Source organism: Paraburkholderia monticola, assembly GCF_001580545.1.
GTDB lineage: Bacteria > Pseudomonadota > Gammaproteobacteria > Burkholderiales > Burkholderiaceae > Paraburkholderia > Paraburkholderia monticola.
In genome coordinates, this window is sequence record NZ_LRBG01000012.1 from 340739 (window position 1) to 359915 (window position 19177).

Consider the following 19177-nt stretch of genomic DNA (forward strand, 5'->3'; position numbering starts at 1 on the left):
TGCCGGCGGCCGATTCAGGCTATGAACGGGGCTTCCGGCAGCGCAACAAAAAAATTGCCGGGAAGGCCAGCGGACAAGCGTCCGACGCCCTACCCGGCTTGCGCTCCAAAAATCGCGAAACGGCGCTTATACGCTCAAAATAAAACCACCGTTCGATTTTTAAACGTCTGACGAGATGCGATCGCGCGCGATGCCGAATTAATCGGCCATGGTTTGCGCCTGTTGATCGATCCAGATCAACGCGGCCATGCGACCGGTTTCGCGATCACGGCGATATGAATAAAAACGCTCGCGCAGCGTGACCGTGCACAAATCCCCGCCGCTGATATGCGCGAGGCCGAGCCGCTGCAGGCGCAAGCGGGCGAGCGCGGGCAGATCGGCGAGATATTTGGCGGCATTGCCGGGATGCGCGACGAACGCACGGGCGGTCGCATCGCGTTGTGCGTCGTCGACAGTCGTCATGAACGCGTCACGCACGTCTGGTCCGACCTCGAAGGTGCTGGGGCCGATCGACGGTCCGAGGTACGCATGCAGTTCGCTCGCCTGCACGCCCGCCAGGGCCGCGACGCGCGCGGCGGTCTGCTCGACGATGCCCGCCGCGAGTCCGCGCCAGCCGGCGTGCGCGGCGCCGACCGCCCGCCCCGCTTCGTCGCACAACAGCACCGGCATGCAATCGGCGACCATCACGACGCAGGCGATGCCCGCGCGATCGGTGACGCTCGCGTCGGCGCGCGCCGGCGTGCCGTGCTCGCGCGCGTGCGCGAGCGCGTCCTCGGCGCGCACGATGCCAGCGCCATGGATCTGTTCGAGCCATGCGGCCTCTCGAACCCCGGCGAGCGCGAGGAGCCGTGCGCGATTGCTCGCGACCGCGGCGGGGTCGTCGCCGGTTTTCATGCCCAGATTCAGACCGCCGGGCTGGTCAGCGCCGTCGCGCCAACGGCCGAACGGCGCGTCGCTGACGCCGCCATCGCGCGTGGTCACGAGCGCGCGCACGCGCGGCGACACGTTCCATGCGGGTTGCACGACATCGGCAAAACCCAGCTCCGGCAGATTCGTGCTCATGCCTGATCGTCCTCGTCGTGGTCGTCGTGGTCGTCGTGGTCGCTGCCTTCATCGTAGGCGGCGTCGTCGAACGATGCATCGTAGTCCTCATCCTCGCCGTACCCGTCGTCGAACTCGCCCGTGTCGTCGCGCCCCAGACCGAGCGCCGCCGACAACGCCTCGATATCGGCCGGCACGTCGGCGCGCCATTGCATCGAGCGGCCGGTCTTCGGATGGATCAGCCCGAGCCGCCACGCATGCAGCGCCTGGCGCGCGAAGCCGTCCGGCAGCGGCGTGACCGAGCGCTTGCCGCGCGCGCGTCCATACACGGGATCGCCGAGCAGCGGATGGCCGATATGCGCGCAATGCACGCGAATCTGATGCGTGCGCCCCGTCTCCAGATCGCAGTGAATCGCGGTAACCGGCTGCCGCTGCCAGATCGCCGAGGCGACGCGCCGGAAATGCGTGCGCGCCGGCTTGCCGGCCGCGCCCGTCACCACGGCCATGCGCGTGCGCTCGCGCGGATCGCGGCCGACCGGCGCGTCGATCGTGCCTTCGTCGGGCATGTTGCCCCACACGAGCGCGAGATAGCGGCGCTTCACCGTGCGCGCCTGCAACTGCCGCACGAGGTCGGTCTGCGCCTCGAGCGTGCGCGCGACCACCATCAGCCCCGAGGTCTCCTTGTCGAGCCGATGCACGATGCCCGCGCGCGGCAGACCGGCCGCCGCCTCGCCGTAGCGGTGCAGCAGACCGTTCAGCACGGTGCCGCTCCAGTTGCCGGCGGCCGGATGCACGACCATGCCGGCCGGCTTGTTGATGACGACGAGCGTGTCGTCCTCGTAGACGATGTCGAGCGGTACCGGCTCGGGCGTGAAGGCGAGCTGCTCGGGCAGCAGATCCGGCACGAGCTCGATCGTGGCGCCAAGCGGCACCGGCTGGCGGATCTTCGCGGGCTTGCCGTCGACCCGCACCCGCTGCGCCTCGATCCAGCTTTGCAGACGGCTGCGCGAGAACTCCGGGAATACCTTCGCGAGCACCTTGTCGAGCCGCTCGCCGGCAAGTTCGTCGGGTACGACGACGCTGCGCGGCGTTTCGTCGGCCGGGCGCACGGGCACGGGCGCCGTCTGGGCCGCAGAGCCTTGCGGACTGCCTGCGGCGAGCGCGTCGCCGGCGAAATCGTCGTCGAGGGAATCGACGCCCGACGCGTCGGCGGGATCGGCGCTTACGCTATAATCTTCGTTGCTATTCCCGGCGCCTGCGGTGCCTGGATTATTTGAGCGGGTCATTGAGTCTGGGTCACCTGGACGTAAAGCTAGACTGGAAAATGCGAGCCTTGAACACCATCACTGAAGCGGCGATCAATTTGGCGGCCATCAAGAAGGCGGCCCGGAAAGTGGCCGGATACGTTGCGTGCGCCGCGGCCGTCGTCGCTGTTGCGGCTTGCCACGGCCTGCCGGAGAAGACCGACGAAACGGCCACGTGGGCCAACAACAAATTATATACGGAGGCGAACGACGCCCTGACCGGTGGTGACTGGGGCAAGTGCGCGAAGTATTTCGAGCAGCTCGAGGGCCGCGACCCGTTCGGCCACTTCGCCCAGCAGGCGCAGATCAACGTCGCGTACTGCAACTGGAAAGACAACGAAGACGCCGCCGCCGACCAGGCCATCGACCGCTTCATCCAGCTGCACCCGGATCACCCGGACATCGCCTACGCGTACTACCTGAAGGGCATGATCCACTTCAACGACGACCTCGGTCTGTTCGGCCGCTTCTCGGGCCAGGACATGAGCGAGCGCGATCCGAAGTCGCTGCGCGAGTCGTATGACGCGTTCAAGGTCGTGGTGGACCGCTTCCCGAACAGCAAGTACGCACCGGACGCCGCGCAGCGCATGCGCTACATCGTCAACGCGCTCGCGTCGCACGAAGTCCACACCGCGGACTACTACTATCGCCGCGGCGCCTATGTCGCCGCGATCAACCGCGCGCAGCTCGCCTTGCGCGAGTACAAGAACGCGCCGGCCATCGAAGACGCGCTGCACATCATGATCCTGTCGTACGAAAGGCTGGGCAACCAGCAACTCGCCGACGACGCACGTCGCGTGCTGGCCGGCACCTTCCCCGACAGCCCGTACGTCACCGGCCGCGCACGGCCCGGCACGCAGAAGTCGTGGTGGCAGTTCTGACGCCCCACGCGCCGACGGCACGCTGAGCGTCGTCTGAAAACAAAAACGCCACGACCTCGGTCGTGGCGTTTTTGTTTATGCGCGCCGCGAGACTCAGTCGCGCTCGAACAGCGCAATCGATTCCACGTGCGACGTATGCGGGAACATGTTGACGACGCCCGCGCCCACCAGCCGATAGCCGGCCTCGTGCACGAGCAGGCCGGCATCGCGGGCAAGCGTGGCCGGCGCGCACGACACATAGACGATACGTTTGGGCAGCGGCCCGTTGCCGCTCTGCGCGATCTCCGCGAGCGCCTTGGCGATCGCGAGCGCGCCTTCGCGCGGCGGGTCCACGAGGAACTTGTCGAAGTGGCCGAGCGCGCGCAGGTCGTCGGCGGTGACTTCGAACAGGTTGCGGCACGCGAACGAGGTATGCCCCGCGACGCCGTTCAGTTCCGCGTTCGCGAGCGCTCGCTGGGTCAGCACTTCGCTGCCCTCGATGCCAACGACTTCCCGCGAGACCCGCGCGAGCGGCAGCGTGAAGTTGCCGATCCCGCAGAACAGGTCGAGCACGCGGTCGGTGCGCGCCGGCGCAAGCAGGCGCAATGCGCGGCTCACCAGCACGCGGTTGATCGCGTGATTGACCTGCGTGAAATCAGTCGGCTTGAACGGCATGCGGATGCCGTATTCGGGCAGCGTGTAGTCGAGCTCTACGTCGAGAGGATAAAACGGCGTGACCGTGTCGGGACCGCCCGGCTGGATCCAGAACTGCACCTTGTGCTCGTCGGCGAACTCGCGCAGCACCTGCTCGTCCCCGGCTGTCAGCGGTTCGAGGTTGCGCACGACGAGCGCCGTGACCGACGAGCCGACCGCGAGCTCGAGCTGCGGCATGCGGTCGTAGATCGACAGCTTGCGGACCATGAAGCGCAGCGGCATCAGCATCGCCGACACATGCGGCGGCAACACCTCGCAGGTCTTCATGTCGGCGATATAGCTGCTCTTCTTCTCATGAAAGCCGATGCGCATGCCGCCGCGCTCAGGCAGAAAGCGCACCGCAAGCCGGGCGCGATAGCGATAGCCCCACGACGGCCCGTGAATCGGCCGGAACACCGTTTCGGGGCGCAGCTTCGCCAGATGCTGCAAGTTGTCCTCGAGCACGCGCTGCTTGACCGCCACCTGTGCGCGCATGTCGAGGTGCTGCATCGAGCAGCCGCCGCAGATATCGAAGTAAGTGCATTTCGGCGTCGTGCGGATCACGCTTTCGCGGAACACCTGGACGACCTCGGCCTGCTCGTATTTCGGCTTGCTGCGATGCGTCGAGTAGCTGACGAGTTCACCCGGCAGCGCGCCTTCGACGAACACGACCTTGCCGGGCGTGCCGTCTTCGCTCGCGGTGCGGCCGACGCCGCGCGCTTCCATGTCGAGCGAAACGATTTCGATGACCGGCTCGTTGCCGGTAATGACGGGGGCCGGCGCCGGGGCGTGCGCCCTGGCATGCTTCGATGAGCGCCGCGGCGAGCGACGTTGGGGGGCAGTTCGGGACACCTGCGGACTTCCTGACAAACTGTGGGGAAAGGCGAGATTGTAGACGAAGCGATTACTGCTCGAATGCGGCCAGATATTCGGCCCACTGCGGCGCCGTTTCCAGCGCGAGCGCGTTCTTCACGAGGTTGATCTCGTCAGCATACTCCGACGGCGAAAACCCGCCGCGCATCAACTGGAAGCGGCAATACAGCAGGTACGTGTTGACCACGTCGGTTTCGCAGTAATTGCGGATTTCCTCGATGCGCCCTTGCTGGAACGCCTGCCACACCTGGCTGCCGTCCATGCCCATCTTGCCCGGAAAGCCGCACATTTTCGCGAGCGCGTCGAGCGGCGCGTTCGCGCGTGCCTGGTACATCGCGAGCACGTCCATCAGGTCAGTGTGACGCGCGTGGTAGCGGCTGATGTAGTTGTTCCACTTGAAGTCGCGGTCGTCCTCGCCGAGATCCCAGAACCGGTAGGCGGGGATCCCGTTGACGAGCGCGCGATAGTTGAGCACCGGCAGATCGAAACCGCCGCCGTTCCATGACACGAGCTGCGGCGTGTACTTTTCGATCACGCGATAGAACGACTGCACGAGCGTCGCCTCGCCGTCCTCGGGGGTGCCGAGCGAGCGCACGCGAAAGCCGTTGTTGTCACGGAACACACAGGAAATCGCCGCGACCCGTTGCAGGTGATGTGGCAGAAAATCGCTGCCGGTTTTTTCGCGGCGCGCGGCGAACGCGTGCTCGGCGACTTCGGCGTCGCTCATCGACGCGGGCAAATCTTCAAGACGGCGGATGCCGGCGACATCGGGAATCGTCTCGATGTCAAAAACTAGAATCGGTGTCATCAGGTCAGAGTACGGCGTCTTTGCGGACACCATTTGAGGCGAAGAAGCGCTTGAGTCGCACGAGCGCTTCCTGTTGGATCTGGCGCACACGCTCGCGCGTGAGGCCCATTTCGTCGGCCAGCTCCTCGAGCGTGGCGGGCTCGATGTGATTCAGACCGAAGCGACGCTCGATCACATGGCGGTGCTTGTCCGACAAACGCGCCAGCCACGCGCGCGTCAGCGTTTCGAGTTCGCGATGCTGCACCTCGGCGTCAGGCGACTGGCTCTGGTCGTCGGACAGCAGATCGAGCAGGCTGCTCGCCGGATCGAGGTCGAGCGGCGCATCGAGCGATGCGGTGTGCTCGTTCAGCGCGAGGATGTCGGTGACTTCGTCGGTGGTCTTGCCGGTCAGGTAGGCGATGTCGTCGATGCTGGCGTCGCGCCGCTCGGCGGCCTCGCCGGAATTCATCGAGTTCTTTTCCAGATGACGCTTCGCGCGCAACACCTGGTTGAGCTCACGAATCACGTGCACCGGCAACCGCACGGTGCGCGCCTGGTTCATGATCGCGCGCTCGATGCTCTGGCGGATCCACCACGTCGCATAAGTCGAAAAGCGAAAGCCGCGCGTCGGATCGAATTTTTCGATCGCGTGCATCAGGCCGAGATTGCCCTCCTCGATCAGATCGAGCAATGGCACGCCGCGATTCAGATAACCCTTGGCAATGCTGACGACCAGCCGCAGATTGCGCTCGATCATTACCTGGCGCGCTTCGAACTCGCCGGCCTTGGCAAGGCGCGAATATTTCTGCTCTTCCTCGACGGTGAGCAGCGGCTTTACGCTTATGCGATTTAGATAATGCTGAATTGTGTCGGCCGTGAGTTCGGCCTGCAGCAGCGCGCGGAAATCGTCGGCGTCGGGCGCCACTTCGCTGGCGCCTTCGCGCGCGTCGGCGCCCTCGCTCTCGTCGAGGCCGCTCTGGCGTTCGTCGAGATCGCGCTCCTCGACGATCTCTTCTTCCACTTCCGAAGCGCCGCTGTCGTCCACCGCTGCAGCGGACGTGACTTCGCTGATCTTCTGAGACTCGGCTTGTGGCGGGCGGCGCTTCGATTTCGGCATGGTCGTATCGCTTATTGCGGCGGCAAATACTTCAGTGGGTCGACTGGTTTACCCTGTCGGCGAACTTCGAAATGCAACATCACGCGGTCGGAATCGCTATTGCCCATCTCAGCGATCTTCTGCCCCTTCGTTACCGCGTCCCCCTCTTTTACCATCAAAGCGCGGTTGTGTGCATACGCGGTGAGATAAGTTGCATCATGCTTGATGATAATGAGATTGCCGTAACCACGCAGCCCATTTCCGGCATAGACGACGCGACCATCCGCCGACGCTTTGACCGGGTCGCCGGCGGACCCGCCGATATTGACGCCCTTGTTGGTCGAGTCGTTGAACGTGTTGAGCAGCGGACCACGCACCGGCCATGCGAACGCGACGTTACCCGTCGCCGCGCTTGCCGTGTCGGCGCCCGCAGAAGGATTGGCCGGCGGCGCAGCGACCGCACCATTCGCGGGCGCGCCGTTCGTCGCCCCACCGTAGAGCGGCGGCATCGCGGCGCCGACCACGGCCGGCGCGTTGTTGTTCAGCGGTGCGCTTTGCACCGCGCCCGTGCTGCCGATCGGCGCGCTCGACACGCCCGGCGTCATGGCCGCGGTATTCGCACCCGGCGGCACGACGCGCAGCAACTGGTCGACTTCGATCTGATTAGGGTTAGTCAGGTTGTTCCACGCGGAGATGTCGCGGTAATTCTGGCCGTTCTCGAGCGCAATGCGGTACAGCGTGTCGCCCGGCTTCACGCGATAGTAGCCAGGGGGCGGCGGGCCGAGCGGCACGGCCGGTTGCGCCGCGCCCTGCGCGGTGGCGAGCGCGCCCCCGCCGGAGCGGTCGACGACCGGTGCCTGATCGAGCCGGGATGCACAGGCCGTCATCAACAGGGACAAGGCGAGCACGCACACGCTGCGCTGGGTTACGGTCAGGGGGGTATTCGGGGTGGTTCTCTGCATCGTGTGCAACATACTCATCGGTGTCAAATCACTCCGGATTTTAAGGGTACAAAGAAAACGCGATCAAGCCGCGACTCGCGCCATTGCGCGGGCCCGAGGCGCTCGACCAGCGTCAGCACCTGGCTCTGTCCTTCCTGCGAGCCGACCGGCGCAACCAGACGTCCGCCGATCGCCAGCTGCTCGAGCAGCGCCTGCGGCACGTCCAACCCGGCCGCCGCGATCACGATCGCGTCGAACGGCGCCGCCGACGGCAAGCCAAGCCGTCCGTCGCCGTAATGCAGCCGGATATTCGGAATGCGTAGCGGACGCAGATTCGTCTTCGCGCGTTCGGACAGCGGCCTGATGCGTTCAATCGAATAAACCTCGCGCGCGACCTGGCTCAGCACCGCCGCCTGATAGCCGCAACCTGTGCCGATTTCGAGCACGGTGTTCAGCGCGCGCCCGGCTGCCGCCAGCTCGATCATCCGTGCGACCACCGACGGCTTCGAGATGGTCTGGTGATGACCGATCGGCAGCGCGGCATCTTCGTAAGCCTGGGCCGCGAGCCCCGGATCGACGAACATGTGACGCGGCACCGCCGCCATCGCGTTCAGCACACGCTGATCGCTGACGCCATTGGCTCGCAGGCGTTCGACCATCCGTTCGCGAACCCGTTCCGATGTCAGCGCCAACGCGTTGTTCGTCGCGCCGCTACTCGCGCCACTGAGCGCGCCGCTCAGTGCGCCGGCAAGCGCGACGTTCGATGCCGGCTTCACGGCTTGATGCGCTGACGGCTGCAGAGGTGACGACGTCGCGCGTGCGCCATGGCCTGGCCCATGCGTCGAGCTTTTGACGGACTTGACCGACGACTTCGCCGCTTGCTTGACCGGCTGTCCCGGCAACGCACCGGCCAACGGGTTCGCCGTTGTCCGCGCGACTGGCGCGGCCTGCGGCCTCGGCGGCATCGCACCGGCCGGTGCCGTTGCCGTGCCCAACGAAGCGCTTGGCGTTTTTGCCTGGGGAATGACCTGGGGTCGCGTCGCCTGCGCAGGTTGCCCGGCGGCGGGCGCCCTCGCCTGCGCTCGTGCGGCCGCGCCGCCCTGGGTCGGCTTCGGCGACTGCTGCCGCGCATTCAACGCCGCGCTCGCCGCGAGCGCCGCCGCGCGCATCTCGCCGGGCCGTCCCTCGGGACGGCGCGGTTCGCGGACCAGGTCCTCGAGACCCAGCGGAAAGCGCTTCGCGCGCTCGCCGGTCATGAAGCGCCGCTGCCGGCGCGCAGCCAGTCGCGCGCCGCGGGCAGCATTTGCGTGTAGGTCAGATCGAGCTGCAGCGGCGTGATCGACACGGCGCCATGGGCAACCGCATGGAAGTCCGTGCCTTCGCTCGCGTCGCGCGCCTCGCCCGAGGCGCCGATCCAATAGATCGGTTCGCCGCGCGGATTGGCTTGGCGGATCACCGGCTGCGACGGATGACGTTTGCCGAGGCGCGTGATCTGCCAGTCGCGCAACTGATCGTAAGGCAGGTTAGGAATGTTGACGTTCAACAGCGGATGGCCCGGCAACGGCCGCTCGAGATAGTGCGCGACGATTTCGGCGGCCACGCGCGCCGCGTCTTCGAGATGCGCCCAGTCTTTGTCGACCAGCGAAAACGCGATGGCCGGCACGCCGAACATGATGCCTTCGGTGGCGGCCGCGACGGTGCCCGAATAGAGCGTGTCGTCGCCCATGTTCTGGCCGTTGTTGATGCCCGATACGACCAGGTCGGGCGTATGGTCGAGCATGCCGGTCAGCGCGATATGCACCGAATCGGTCGGCGTGCCGTTCACGTAGTAGAAGCCGTTCGCCGAACGCAGAACCGACAACGGGCGCCATAGCGTCAGGGAATTCGACGCGGCGCTACAGTTCTGTTCGGGAGCCATCACGGTGACGTCGGCGATCGGCTTCAGCGCTTCGTAAAGCGCGGTGAGGCCCGGCGCCAGGTAGCCGTCGTCGTTGCTGAGTAGGATTCGCATGCGGCGATTGTAACCGAGGAAAGATGGCAGGCGAACGACATGGCAGGCGTGTCCCCGCAGCACGCGCCATGCTTGCGCGAGGCCGTGTTTTTCACGCACATCGATGCTTGCGTCGGCCGCAAAGATGTTGCTTTGCACGGAGCGCGATGCGGTGCACGATAGTCGCCGGATCAGCACTCTGTGCGTGCTTCGCGGTGTGCAATGCAATACGGCTTGCGCAACGCATCACATCCGCACCTCGCAACCTGCAGCCCAATAAATCGCACGGTCGTGCGCTTTGCTTTACACTCGAAAACATTGCGAACCCTGAACGAGATGGAGACACGATGCGCGCGATTCGCTGCAAGCAGTACGGGCCGCCCGAGAGCCTGCTCGTCGAGAACCTGGCCGATCTCGAAGCGCCGCCCGGCCACGTCGTCATCGACGTGAAGGCCGCGGCCGTCAATTTTCCCGACGTGTTGATCATCGAGAACAAATATCAGTTCAAGCCACCGCTGCCGTTCACGCCAGGTTCGGAAGCCGCGGGCATCGTGCGCGCGGTGGGCGAAGGCGTCACGCAGTTCCGGCCGGGCTCGCGGGTGGCCGCGTTCACGGGCTCGGGCGGTTTCGCCGAGCAGGCGCTTGCGCCCGCTGCGGCCTGCGTGCCGCTCGACGACGACGTGTCGTTCGAACTCGCGGCCGCCTTCACGCTCGCGTACGGCACCTCGCATCACGCCGTGGTCGATCGCGGCACGCTGCAGGCTGGCGAGACAATGCTCGTACTCGGTGCGGCCGGTGGCGTCGGACTCGCGGCGGTCGAAATCGGCAAGGCGCTCGGCGCGCGCGTGATCGCGGCGGCATCGAGCGACGAGAAGCTCGCGACCTGCGTGAAGCACGGCGCCGATGCGACGATCAACTACAGCACCGAGGATCTGCGCGAGCGCATCAAGGCGCTGACCGACGGCAAAGGCCCGGACGTGATCTACGACCCGGTCGGCGGCGTGTATGCGGAGCCGGCATTTCGCAGCATCGGCTGGCGCGGGCGTTATCTCGTGGTCGGCTTCGCGAACGGCGAGATACCGAAGCTGCCGCTGAACCTGATGTTGCTCAAGGGCGCGAGCGTGGTCGGCGTGTTTTGGGGCGACTTCGCCAAGCGTGAGCCGCAGCGCAACCGCGCGGCCTTCGAGCAGATGACCGGCTGGATTCGCGAGGGCAAGCTCAAGCCCTACGTGTCCGCCCGCTATTCGCTCGACGACACCGGCCGTGCCTTGCGCGACATGGCCGAGCGTCGCGTGATCGGCAAGGTCGTGATTACGCCTTGACGCAACACAGAAAGCAGTATGAAAAACGGCGCGGCGGCGAGTGCCGCGCCGCCTACCCATCGACACTCACAGCTTCTCGGTATCCCCCGTGCGAGGCTGCCACTTCATCAAACGCCGCTCCGCCATCCCGACGATCGCATCGAGAACCAGCGCGAACGCGGTCAGCACCAGAATCCCCGCGAACACCGTGTTGATATCGAAGGTCCCTTCGGCCTGCAGGATCAGATAGCCGACGCCGCGCGCCGAGCCCAGATACTCGCCCACCACCGAGCCGACGAACGCGAGCCCGACCGACGTGTGCAGGCTCGAAAACACCCAGCTCATCGCGCTCGGCAGATAGACGAAGCGCAGCAACTGTTTGCGGTTCGCGCCGAGCATGCGCGCGTTCGCGAGCACGACCGGGCTCACTTCCTTCACGCCCTGATAGACGTTGAAGAACACGATGAAAAACACCAGCGTGACGCCAAGGGCGACCTTCGACCAGATGCCGAGCCCGAACCACACGCCGAAGATCGGCGCGAGAATCACGCGCGGCATCGAGTTCGCGGCCTTCACGTACGGATCGAACAGCGCGCTCGCGGTCGGCGCGAGCGCGAGCCACAGACCGACGCCGAGCCCGATCGCGGTGCCGAACACGAACGCGAGCACCGTCTCGACGAGCGTGATCCACAGATGCAGATAGATCTCGCCGCCCGTGAACCATTCCCAGATCCGCTGCAGCACTATCTGCGGCTCGCCGAAGAAGAACGCCGCCTTGTTCGGATCGTCGAAATAGAAAGGCGGCAGCAGCGTCGGGCTCGTCAGCACGTACCAGAGCACGAAGCACAGCACGAGCAGCAGCCACTGCCAGATCACCAGATTCGCCCGGCTCGGGCGCAACGTCTTCCACATGACTTGGTTTGCCTTGGACGATTATTGAACGCGTCTTCTTTTTTAATGCGCATGCAAGGATGCGCGGCACGCTTAAACGGCGGTCAGTTGCTGCTGATAGCCCTTGAGCACTTCATCGCGCAGCACACCCCAGATCTGCGCATGCAACTCGACGAAACGCGGATGCGAGCGGATTTCGGCGACATCGCGCGGCCGCGGCAGATCGATCCGGAACTCGCCGATCGGATGCGTGCCGGGCCCGGCCGACAGCACCACCACGCGATCCGACATCGCGATCGCTTCGTCGAGGTCGTGCGTGATGAACAGCACCGCCTTGCGCTTGGCGGCCCATAGATCGAGCAGTTCGTTTTCCATCAACTGGCGCGTTTGAATGTCCAGCGCGGAAAACGGCTCGTCCATCAGAATGATGTCGGGGTCGAGGATCAACGTCTGCGCCATCGCGACACGCTTGCGCATCCCGCCCGACAGCTGATGCGGATAGCGGTCGCCAAAGCCGCCGAGACCGACGCGCTTCAACCACTCGTCGGCCTTCGCGCGCGCTTCGGACACCGGCACGCCGCGAAACGTCAGGCCGGCCATTACGTTGTCGAGCGCCGAGCGCCACGGCATCAGCGCATCGGCCTGGAACATGTAGCCGGCGCGGCGATTCAGGCCAGCGAGCTTCTCGCCGAACACGCTGACTGTGCCCGTCGACGGTTGCAGCAGCCCGGCGCCGATGTTCAGCAGCGTGGACTTGCCGCAGCCGGTCGGCCCGACCACCGACACGAACTCGCCCGGCTCGATACGCAGCGTCGTGTCCTTGACCGCCGTGTAGCGCTGCGCGCGGTTCTCGCGCGCAGCGAACGTGCAGGTGATGTTTTCGAGCGCCAGGGCAGCAACGGTCATCGTTCGGCTCGCTTCGGGGATCGGGTTGCGGGGGAGTGTCGCGGCGGCACCGTTGGCGATGAGCGCGCACACGGCGAGTCGCCCTGTGCGCATCGTGCTCAAGAGGCGTGCCGCGTCGTTTATGCCTTGACGGTGGTCAGCGCCTTCTTCACGAAGTCGTTGGTCCACGTCTTCGACAGATCGATCTGCGCGTTCTGGATCAACGGCTCGAACGCCTTGAGCGTCTTCAGCGACGTCGCGGGACCGTCGGCGGGCATCAGACCGTCGGGCGACATCGCTTCGCGCACATGCTGCCACGCGTCGAGATAGAGCGCGCGGTCGCCGAGCAGATAGCTCTCCGGCACCGTGTTGATCAGTTCGCTGCCGCTCGCGTTCTGCAGCCACTTGAGCGCGCGCACCATCGCATTGGTCAGCGCCTGCGTGGTGTTCGGGTTCTTCGTGATGAACGACTGCGAGGCGTACAGGCATCCTGCCGGCATGTCGCCGCCGAACACGGTGTGGGTGTCGGCGAGCGTGCGCGTGTCCGACACGACGCGCACGTCGCCCGCGCGCTCGAGGCGCGTGACGACCGGATCGAGATTGGCGATCGCGTCGATCTGCCCGGACTGCAGCGCGGCGATCGCGCCGGCACCCGCGCCCACCCCGATGAACGCGACGTCCTTGGGACTGAGCCCCGCTTTCGCGAGCACGAAGCTCGCCATGATCGACGTCGACGAACCCGGCGCGGTCACGCCGATCTTCTTGCCTTTCAGATCGGCGATCGACTTGTAGTCCGGCATCGTCTTCTTCGACACCGCGAGCACGATCTGCGGCGCGCGGCCCTGCAACACGAATTCGCGGAACATCTGCTTTTGCGCCTGCAGCAGCAGCGTGTGTTCGAACGCGCCGGAGACCACGTCCGCGCTGCCGCCGACCGCCGCCTTCAGCGCCTGCGAGCCGCCCGCGAAGTCGGAAATCTCGACGTCGAGTCCTTCGTCCTTGAAGTAGTTGCGGCGCTCGGCGATCGTGAGCGGCAGGTAATAGAACAGATTCTTGCCGCCGACCGCGATCGCGACCCTGGTGGTCTCGGGTTTGCCCTGCGCGAAAGCGAACGGTGTGGCCGCGAGCGAGGCGCCAGCGAGCGCCGCACCGCCGGCGAGGAAGGTTCTGCGTTGCATGGTCTGCTGTCTCCAGATTTTTGTTGTCCGGCCTTTGACCACTTGAGCACGGCGTTTGGCTGGCCGGTCGCGCGGCGCGAAGCGTGCGTCAGCGCCGCGCTTTTACGCGCTTTTCTATATGGATTGCGATGTGCGCCTCAGACGACCTGTTGCGCCCGCAACCTTGCGATGCCGTCAGCATCATAACCTAGCGATTGCAGCACTTCATCGGTATGTTCACCCAGTTCCGGCCCCAGCCAGCGGGTCTCGCCAGGGGTCGCCGACAGCTTCGGCGTCACCGTGGGCAGCGTGATTTCCTTGCCGTCCTGCCACTTGAAGCGCTGGATCATCTGCCGCGCGATGAACTGCGGATCGGTGAACATATCGGCGACGCTGTAGATGCGGCCCACCGGCACGTCGGCCGCGTTCAGCACCTCGAGCGCTTCGTCGATCGTGCGCGTGGACAGCCACGCGGCGATTGCGGCATCGATTTCCTGGGTGCGCGGCACGCGGCCGTCGTTATGCGCGAGCGCCGGATCGTTCGCGAGATCGTCGCGCTCGATCGCGATCATCAGACGCCTGAAGATCGGATCGCTGTTGCCACCGATCACGATGCTGCCGTCGCGGCACGGATAGGTATTGGACGGCACGATGCCCGGCAGCGAAGCGCCGGTACGCTCGCGCACCATGCCGTAGACGCCGTACTCGGGCACCACGCTTTCCATCATGTTGAAGACCGCCTCGTACAGCGCGACGTCGACGACCTGCCCCTTGCCGCCGTTCACCTGCTTGTGATGCAGCGCCATCAGCGCACCGATCACGCCGTGCAACGCGGCGATCGAATCGCCGATCGAAATGCCGATGCGCGGCGGTGGCAGATCCGGATAGCCGGTGATGTGACGCAGGCCGCCCATCGATTCGGCGATCGCGCCAAAGCCGGGCCGGTCGCGATACGGGCCCGTCTGGCCGTAGCCCGACAGACGCACCATCACGAGACCGGGGTTCTCGGCCGACAGCACGTCGTAGTCGAGGCCGAGCTTTTCGAGCAGACCGGGCCGGAAATTCTCGACGACGATATCGGCCTCTTTCGCGAGGCGCCGCACGATTTCCTTGCCCTCGTCGGCTTTCAGGTTGATCGTGACGGACTTTTTGTTGCGCGCCTGCACGGCCCACCACAGCGACGTGCCGCCGACTTCCGGATACAGCTTGCGCCATTTGCGCAGCGGGTCGCCGCCTTTGGGGTCTTCGATCTTGATCACGTCGGCGCCGAATTCGCCGAGAAAACGCGCGGCGAACGGCCCGGCGATCAGCGTGCCGAGCTCCAGCACCTTGACGCCGGCGAGCGGGCCGCGTGCGTCTTGCGATGCGGCGCTCGCGCCTGATTCGGGGGTGGCGCTCATGAGTCTCCTTGGTTCTGCTACATCGAGCGGCGGTCGAGCATCGCGCGCGCGATCGTGCCCGCGTCGACGTACTCGAGCTCGCCGCCCACCGGCACGCCGCGCGCGAGGCGCGTCACGGCCAGTCCGCGCGCCTTCAGCGTCTGGCCCAGGTAATGCGCGGTCGCCTCGCCTTCGTTGGTGAAATTGGTGGCCAGCACGACTTCCTTGACGACGCCATTCGAGGCGCGCTTCACGAGCCGGTCGAAATGGATTTCCTTCGGGCCGATACCGTCGAGCGGACTGAGTCGCCCCATCAGCACGAAATACAGGCCGCGATAGGTCATCGTCTGTTCGAGCATGATCTGGTCGGCCGGCGTTTCGACGACGCACAGCAGCGACGGATCGCGCTCCTCATCGAGACAGACCTCGCAGATCTGCGCTTCGGTAAACGTGTTGCACTTTTCGCAGTGACGCAGATGCTCGGTCGCGAACAGCAGCGAGCGGCCGAGTTTTTCGGCGCCTTCGCGATCGTGCTGCATCAGGTGATATGCCATGCGTTGCGCGGACTTCGGCCCGACACCGGGCAGCGCGCGCAGCGCTTCGACGAGCGCCGACAGGGCGGAAGGTTGTTTCATGCGGATCGGCGTCGACGTGGGTGGTGCCCTGTTGGGCAAGTTGTGATGCGGGGGTACTGCTCGAACCGCGCTGTGCTTGCGCGCTGTGCTTGCGCGCTGTGCTTGCGCGCAGTAGTGGCGCTGTCACGCGCGGCTGTAGTCGGGATGGTTCCAGCCTGCGCGCGGCACGCGGCCGGCGAGCGTCTGCGCGCGCACCACGGCGATCGATCGCCGCGGCGCTCGCCCGCTTGAGCCCGCCAGACCGCGGTGGCTCTTAGAACGGCAGCTTGAAGCCCGGCGGCAGCGGCAGACCGGCGGTCATGCCGCCCATCTTCTCCTGCGCGGTTGCCTCGGCCTTGCGCACGGCGTCGTTGAACGCGGCGGCGACGAGGTCTTCCAGCATGTCCTTGTCGTCGGCGAGCAGGCTCGGGTCGATCGACACGCGGCGCACGTCGTTCTTGCAGGTCATCGTCACCTTGACGAGACCGGCACCCGACTGCCCCTCGACTTCGATCTGCGCGAGTTGCTCCTGCATCTTCTTCATGTTTTCCTGCATCTGCTGGGCTTGCTTCATCAGCCCGGCGAGTTGGCCTTTCATCATGGACATGCTCCTTCTTCATAGCGTGGAATCTGGCATTCCGGCGCCGCGCTGCGACGACGCCGCGAACGATGGATCAGTGGGCCGGCGACGCGCCGTTCGCGGCGGCGTCCGGGGTAAGCGGGCGGATCGAGCCCGGCACGATGCTCGCGCCGAACTCGCGAATCAACGACTGCACGAACGGATCGGTGCTGATCTCGCGCTCGGCTTCCTGCTGGCGCTGCGCGCGCTGCGCCGCGTCGTGCGCGGCGGCCGTGCGGCGCGCCGCGCCGACTTCGACCTGCACGTCGACGTTCTGGCCGAGCCGCTCGACGAGCGCTGCCTTCAGTTTAGCGACCTGCGACGCTTCCGCGTACTGCGGCACCGGCACATTCAGCTTCAGCGTGCTGCCTTCGAGCGCCATCAGTTCGCTGTTGAAGGCCAACTGGTACGAGATGCCCTTCAATGGCAGATCGACGGCGAGCGCTGGCCAGTCACCGGAGAAACCCAGCGCATCGAGCGGCACGGCGGGCGGCAGCGGGCGCGCATCGACGATGGACGCGGGCGCGGCGGCCTGCGCGGCCGGGCCGTCCATGCGAACGTCGTCGGGGCCGCGGTCGAACACCGGCACGAAGTTGTCGTCCGGCGGGAGGAAGTAGGCGTCGTCCGCGGCTGACAGCGGCATGTAGTCATCGGGCGGCATGTCGTCCCAGGGTGGGCTCGACGGGCTGTTCTGTTGCGCGTTGCTGCTTGTGCCGCTGTTGGCGTTGCGGGTGGGCACAGCCTGCCCGGCAGGGTCCTGCGACGCGCGGCGCGGCGCGCCCGGCGTCGGCACCGGCACGACCACGCGCGGTGCGGCCGGCTTCGGCGCGGCGGTCGCGGCCGGTTTGGCGGCCGTGGCCGGGTTCGCGCGGCCACGGTCCGACGATACTTTCATGCCGGCGTTACGCAGCACGTCGAGTGCCGCGCTGGCGCCGCCCGCACGGCGCGGTGCTGGGTCGGCCGCGGTCGGTTCCGTTTCCGCCGCGGCGGGTGCCGCCCATTCCTGTTGCGGCTGGGGCCGGGGCTCCGACGCTGCGGTTTCCTCCACGCGCGCAAGCGCGGCGCTAGCAAGCGCGCTCGGTGCGGAGACTTCGTTCGAGACCGGCCCGGTCGAACTGGCCATGACGGCGCCGTCGTTCGTAGGCGCGTCTTCCCACGGAGCCAGCGGACGCGCAGTGGCAACAGGCGACGCGTCGGTCAGGCGTGCGGCATCTGGATCTAGGGACTGCGCCGCTGGTTTGTCTCGCGAGGCGTCGGCTACGGGCTTCGCGATCGGCTTTGCAACCGGCGCGGCCGGTTTCATCGCCTCGCCCCGCTCCTCTCCGACAACGCCAGCCGTCGCTTCACGAGCCGGTGCGGCGGACGTCATGGCTGTCGCGGACGAAGGCGACAGCGCGCGCAGCGCCGCAACCGTCGGCGTAGCCGAGCGCTTCGCACCGGCGCCAGCGGCACCGGTCTGCGTGAGCGCGGCACCCGTCGCGCCACCACCGCCGCCTGTCCGCGCCGGCTCGAATGCGAGCATGCGCAGCAGCGTCATCGTGAAGCCCGCGTATTCGTCGGGCGCGAGACCGAGTTCGCTTCGGCCGATCGTCGCGATCTGATAGAACAACTGCACCTGCTCGGCGCTCAACGCATCGGCGAAGCGGCGCAGATCGGCCGCCTCCGGCCATTCGTCGAGCACCGACGACGGCGCGAACTGCGCCCACGCGATCCGATGCAGCAGACTCGCCAGATCCTGCAGCGCCGTCGAGAACGACAGGCTGCGCAACGCCATCTCGTCGGCGACCGCCAGCACGGCCCCGCCGTCGCCCTGCGCGAGCGCGTCGAGCAAGCGGATCAGATAGCTTTGGTCGAGCGCGCCGAGCATGCCGCGCACCGCGTCTTCGCTGACCTGGTTCGCGGAATAGGCGATCGCCTGATCGGTCAGCGACAGCGCGTCGCGCATCGAGCCGTCGGCCGCGCGCGCGAGCAGGCGCAGCGCCTGCGCCTCGTGCGGCACGTTCTCTTCGCCGAGAATGCGCTCGAGGTGCGAAACGATATGCCCGGCAGGCATCTGCTTCAGATTGAACTGCAGACAGCGCGACAGCACGGTGACCGGAATCTTCTGCGGATCGGTGGTCGCGAGGATGAACTTGACGTGGGGAGGCGGCTCTTCGAGCGTCTTCAGCATCGCGTTGAACGCGTGGTTCGTCAGCATGTGCACTTCGTCGATCATGTAGACCTTGAAGCGCGCATCGACGGGCGCGTACACGGCACGCTCGAGCAGCGCGGCCATTTCATCGACGCCGCGATTACTCGCCGCGTCCATCTCGACGTAATCGACGAAGCGCCCTTCGTCGATCTCACGACACGCGCGGCACACGCCGCACGGCGTCGAAGTCACGCCGGTCTCGCAATTGAGCGCCTTCGCGAAGATGCGCGACAGTGTCGTCTTGCCAACGCCTCGCGTACCTGTAAACAAATAGGCATGGTGCAGACGGCCGCCGTCCAGCGCATGGGTGAGCGCGCGCACCACGTGCTCCTGTCCGACGAGCGAAGCGAAATCCTTCGGCCGCCATTTGCGTGCGAGAACTTGATAGGTCATCCGGAAATTGTATCAGTAACAATGGCGCGCAAAACCGATTCGGGAAGACGCCCGAACGCGCGACACGGCCACGACGACGCTTCACCGGAACACGGCGAACGATCAATACCGAAGCTGGGAATGACGAGGAGGAAACTGCGGAGAATCCGTGAAAACGGCCGC

Annotated in this window: 17 protein-coding genes; 2 read left to right on the forward strand and 15 right to left on the reverse strand. The window is 66.1% G+C overall.

Annotation, left to right across the window (positions count from 1 at the left end; all coding sequences use genetic code 11):
- Positions 1–198 precede the first annotated feature (198 nt).
- Positions 199–1062, reverse strand: a complete 864-nt coding sequence (pgeF, locus tag CI15_RS16140) for a peptidoglycan editing factor PgeF (RefSeq protein WP_062129320.1) — start codon at positions 1060–1062, stop codon at positions 199–201.
- Complete coding sequence (locus CI15_RS16145) at positions 1059–2327, reverse strand: RluA family pseudouridine synthase (RefSeq protein ID WP_062129321.1); 1269 nt, start codon at positions 2325–2327, stop codon at positions 1059–1061. Before CI15_RS16145 ends, pgeF begins: the two co-directional genes overlap by 4 nt.
- Before the next feature lie 38 nt (positions 2328–2365).
- Here CI15_RS16145 and CI15_RS16150 point away from each other — a divergent pair, with 38 nt between their 5' ends.
- Positions 2366–3226 (forward strand): outer membrane protein assembly factor BamD, encoded by an 861-nt coding sequence (locus CI15_RS16150; RefSeq protein WP_062129322.1) that lies wholly within the window; start codon positions 2366–2368, stop codon positions 3224–3226.
- Positions 3227–3319: 93 nt separating this feature from the next.
- Here CI15_RS16150 and rlmD read toward each other — a convergent pair whose 3' ends face one another.
- Genes rlmD through surE form a run of 6 tightly spaced genes read right to left on the reverse strand, consistent with a single transcriptional unit; the run spans position 3320 to position 9606 of the window.
- On the reverse strand, positions 3320–4750 hold the full coding sequence (gene rlmD / locus CI15_RS16155) for a 23S rRNA (uracil(1939)-C(5))-methyltransferase RlmD (protein WP_062129323.1): 1431 nt from the start codon (positions 4748–4750) through the stop codon (positions 3320–3322).
- 52 nt (positions 4751–4802) lie between these two features.
- The gene (locus CI15_RS16160) at positions 4803–5579 is read right to left on the reverse strand and encodes a 3'-5' exonuclease (RefSeq protein ID WP_062129378.1); all 777 of its coding nucleotides are present in this window, start codon (positions 5577–5579) and stop codon (positions 4803–4805) included.
- 4 nt (positions 5580–5583) lie between these two features.
- Positions 5584–6675 carry an RNA polymerase sigma factor RpoS gene (gene rpoS / locus CI15_RS16165; RefSeq protein WP_062129324.1) on the reverse strand — a complete coding sequence of 364 codons (1092 nt, stop codon included), beginning with the start codon at positions 6673–6675 and terminating at the stop codon, positions 5584–5586.
- 11 nt (positions 6676–6686) lie between these two features.
- Entirely contained in the window at positions 6687–7634 is a 948-nt protein-coding gene (locus CI15_RS16170) for a peptidoglycan DD-metalloendopeptidase family protein (protein WP_062129325.1), read from the reverse strand.
- A gap of 5 nt (positions 7635–7639) precedes the next feature.
- Positions 7640–8851 carry a protein-L-isoaspartate(D-aspartate) O-methyltransferase gene (locus CI15_RS16175; protein ID WP_062129326.1) on the reverse strand — a complete coding sequence of 404 codons (1212 nt, stop codon included), beginning with the start codon at positions 8849–8851 and terminating at the stop codon, positions 7640–7642.
- The gene (surE, locus tag CI15_RS16180) at positions 8848–9606 is read right to left on the reverse strand and encodes a 5'/3'-nucleotidase SurE (protein ID WP_062129379.1); all 759 of its coding nucleotides are present in this window, start codon (positions 9604–9606) and stop codon (positions 8848–8850) included. The genes CI15_RS16175 and surE overlap by 4 nt, the downstream gene beginning before the upstream one ends.
- Positions 9607–9932: 326 nt before the next feature.
- Here surE and CI15_RS16185 point away from each other — a divergent pair, with 326 nt between their 5' ends.
- A complete protein-coding gene (locus CI15_RS16185) occupies positions 9933–10907 on the forward strand; it encodes an NADPH:quinone oxidoreductase family protein (protein WP_062129327.1) in 975 nt (324 codons plus the stop codon).
- A 66-nt stretch (positions 10908–10973) separates the two neighbouring features.
- Here the strand turns inward: CI15_RS16185 and CI15_RS16190 are convergent, their stop codons facing one another.
- From CI15_RS16190 to CI15_RS16220, 7 genes are all read right to left on the reverse strand, one after another.
- Positions 10974–11798: an ABC transporter permease gene (locus CI15_RS16190; RefSeq protein ID WP_062129328.1), complete on the reverse strand. Its 825-nt coding sequence runs from the start codon at positions 11796–11798 to the stop codon at positions 10974–10976.
- Positions 11799–11870: 72 nt separating this feature from the next.
- Positions 11871–12683: an ABC transporter ATP-binding protein gene (locus CI15_RS16195; RefSeq protein WP_062129380.1), complete on the reverse strand. Its 813-nt coding sequence runs from the start codon at positions 12681–12683 to the stop codon at positions 11871–11873.
- Positions 12684–12802: 119 nt separating this feature from the next.
- A complete protein-coding gene (locus CI15_RS16200) occupies positions 12803–13840 on the reverse strand; it encodes an ABC transporter substrate-binding protein (RefSeq protein WP_062129329.1) in 1038 nt (345 codons plus the stop codon).
- 137 nt (positions 13841–13977) lie between these two features.
- Positions 13978–15219, reverse strand: coding sequence for a CaiB/BaiF CoA transferase family protein (locus tag CI15_RS16205; RefSeq protein WP_062129330.1), 1242 nt, complete (start codon positions 15217–15219; stop codon positions 13978–13980).
- 17 nt (positions 15220–15236) lie between these two features.
- A complete protein-coding gene (recR, locus tag CI15_RS16210; protein WP_062129331.1) occupies positions 15237–15833 on the reverse strand; it encodes a recombination mediator RecR in 597 nt (198 codons plus the stop codon).
- Between the two features lie 253 nt (positions 15834–16086).
- Positions 16087–16413: a YbaB/EbfC family nucleoid-associated protein gene (locus CI15_RS16215; RefSeq protein ID WP_008923976.1), complete on the reverse strand. Its 327-nt coding sequence runs from the start codon at positions 16411–16413 to the stop codon at positions 16087–16089.
- Between the two features lie 73 nt (positions 16414–16486).
- The gene (locus CI15_RS16220) at positions 16487–19015 is read right to left on the reverse strand and encodes a DNA polymerase III subunit gamma/tau (RefSeq protein WP_062129332.1); all 2529 of its coding nucleotides are present in this window, start codon (positions 19013–19015) and stop codon (positions 16487–16489) included.
- Between the last annotated feature and the right edge of the window lie 162 nt (positions 19016–19177).